Raw genomic sequence first — 1,435 nt, forward strand, 5'->3', positions numbered from 1 at the left:
TCTCGTGACTGCGTGCCTTTTGAAGAATGAGCCTGCGAGTTTGCGGTGTGTTGCGAGGTTAACCCGGGTGGGGAAGCCGTAGCGAAAGCGAGTCCGAACAGGGCGATTTTAGTAGCACGCTCAAGACCCGAAGCGGAGTGATCTAGCCATGGGCAGGTTGAAGCGGAGGTAAGACTTCGTGGAGGACCGAACCCACCAGGGTTGAAAACCTGGGGGATGACCTGTGGTTAGGGGTGAAAGGCCAATCAAACTCCGTGATAGCTGGTTCTCCCCGAAATGCATTTAGGTGCAGCGTCGTGTGTTTCTTGCCGGAGGTAGAGCACTGGATAGGCGATGGGCCCTACCGGGTTACTGACCTTAGCCAAACTCCGAATGCCGGTAAGTGAGAGCGCGGCAGTGAGACTGTGGGGGATAAGCTCCATGGTCGAGAGGGAAACAGCCCAGAGCATCGACTAAGGCCCCTAAGCGTACGCTAAGTGGGAAAGGATGTGGAGTCGCACAGACAACCAGGAGGTTGGCTTAGAAGCAGCCACCCTTGAAAGAGTGCGTAATAGCTCACTGGTCTAGTGATTCCGCGCCGACAATGTAGCGGGGCTCAAGCGTACCGCCGAAGTCGTGTCATTGCAGCATGTACGGCCAACGCCGGCTGTGATGGGTAGGGGAGCGTCGTGTGCCGGGTGAAGCAGCACCGGAAGGTAGTTGTGGACGGTTCACGAGTGAGAATGCAGGCATGAGTAGCGATACAAACGTGAGAAACGTTTGCGCCGATTGACTAAGGGTTCCTGGGTCAAGCTGATCTGCCCAGGGTAAGTCGGGACCTAAGGCGAGGCCGACAGGCGTAGTCGATGGATAACCGGTTGATATTCCGGTACCCGCTGTGAAGCGTCAAACATCGAGCATCGTGATGCTAAGGCCGTGAAGCCGCCCTGATCTCTTCGGAGTTGAGGGGAGTGGTGGAGCCGCTGAACCAAGCGGTTAGTAGGTGAGTGATGGGGTGACGCAGGAAGGTAGTCCATCCCGGGCGGTGGTTGTCCCGGGGTAAGGGTGTAGGCCGCGAGGTAGGTAAATCCGCCTCGCATACGGCTGAGACCTGATGCCGAGCCGATTGTGGTGAAGTGGATGATCCTATGCTGTCGAGAAAAGCCTCTAGCGAGTTTCATGGCGGCCCGTACCCTAAACCGACTCAGGTGGTCAGGTAGAGAATACCGAGGCGTTCGGGTGAACTATGGTTAAGGAACTCGGCAAAATGCCCCCGTAACTTCGGGAGAAGGGGGGCCACACCTGGTGACGAGTCTTGCACTCTGAGCTGGGGGTGGCCGCAGAGACCAGCGAGAAGCGACTGTTTACTAAAAACACAGGTCCGTGCGAAGCCGTAAGGCGATGTATACGGACTGACGCCTGCCCGGTGCTGGAACGTTAAGGGGACCGGTTAGCT

General features: G+C 57.1%; 1 rRNA gene. It reads left to right on the forward strand.

Annotated features, from left to right (window positions below):
* Positions 1-1,435 (forward strand): 23S ribosomal RNA (locus ACGF3H_RS36160); the annotation flags it as partial.

The organism is Streptomyces sp. NPDC048185, from assembly GCF_043202495.1.
Taxonomy (GTDB): domain Bacteria; phylum Actinomycetota; class Actinomycetes; order Streptomycetales; family Streptomycetaceae; genus Streptomyces.